At 71.9% G+C, this 1,313-nt stretch carries 1 protein-coding gene; it reads right to left on the bottom strand.

The features are described 5' to 3' along the window. Window positions 1–1,313: pyruvate kinase (pyk, locus tag DFP85_RS18780; RefSeq protein WP_243737350.1), on the bottom strand; the 1,313-nt coding region annotated here is incomplete at both ends.

The raw sequence follows: 1,313 nt of genomic DNA, 5'->3' as shown, positions 1-1,313 counted from the left end.
TTGAGCTCGGCGGCCGACATCTCGCTGGTGTCGAAGGGCAGCGAGACCACCCCGCGATAGAGCGCCATGCGCCGCTGGGCCACCGGGTTGTGGGCCAGGCCGACGATGGGCAGCCCCGAGCTGATCCGCGAGGCGATCAGCGGCGTGTACCCGGAGGCGGTCATGCAGGCAATGGCGGCCACCCCGGCGAGGTGGTTGGCGGCGTACATGGCGGAGAGCGCGATGGTCTCGTCGATCTGCGAGAAGCCCTCGTGGATGCGGTGGCCCGACTCCTGGATGCGCCGCTCGCGCTCGGCGCCCAGGCAGACCCGGTCCATGGCCTCGACGGTCTCCACCGGGAAGTCGCCGGCGGCGGTCTCGGCGGAGAGCATCACCGCATCGGTGCCGTCGAGCACCGCGTTGGCGACGTCGAACACCTCGGCGCGGGTGGGCAGCGGGGCCTCGATCATCGACTCCATCATCTGGGTGGCGGTGATCACCGCGCGGTTCAGCGTGCGGGCGTGCTTGATGATGCGCTTCTGGGTGCCGATCAGCGCGGCGTCGCCGATCTCCACGCCCAGGTCGCCGCGCGCCACCATCACCGCCTCGCTGGCGCGGATGATGGCGTCCAGCGTCTCGTCGTCGGCCACCGCCTCGGCGCGCTCGAGCTTGGCCACCAGGCCGATCTCGCGGCCCGCCTCGCCGAGCCGCTCGCGGGCCTCGGCCATGTCGGCGGCGCTGCGCGGGAAGGAGATCGCCAGGTAGTCGACGCCGATCGCCACGGCGGTCTCCAGGTCGGCCTTGTCCTTGTCGGTGAGGGCCGGGGCCGAGAGGCCGCCGCCCTGCTTGTTGATGCCCTTGTTGTTGGAGAGCGTGCCGCCCACCACCACGCTGGTGTGGATCAGGTGGTCGGCGACCCGGTTGACGTCGAGCACCACCCGGCCGTCGTCGAGCAGCAGGCGGTCGCCGGGGCCGACGTCATCGGCCAGGGTCTTGTAGTCGCAGCCGACGCGGGTCTCGTCGCCCTGGTCGCTGCCCAGGCCCATGTCGAGGATGAAGGACTGCCCCTCCTCGAGCTCCACGCTGCCCGCCTTGAAGCGGGCGATGCGGATCTTGGGGCCCTGCAGGTCACCCAGGGCGGCGACGCTTCTGCCCAGGCGCTCGGCGATGGCGCGGACCCGCTCGAGGCGGCGGCGGTGGTCATCGGGGCTGCCGTGGGAGAAGTTGAGGCGCACCACGTCGACGCCGGCCTCGAGCATCGCCTCGAGGACCCCCTCCCGGTCGCTGGCCGGGCCCAGGGTGGCGACGATCTTGGTGCGACGGATGGGGGTGTG

The organism is Halomonas ventosae, from assembly GCF_004363555.1.
Taxonomy (GTDB): domain Bacteria; phylum Pseudomonadota; class Gammaproteobacteria; order Pseudomonadales; family Halomonadaceae; genus Halomonas; species Halomonas ventosae.
This window is presented reverse-complemented; position numbering and strand designations above follow the sequence as displayed.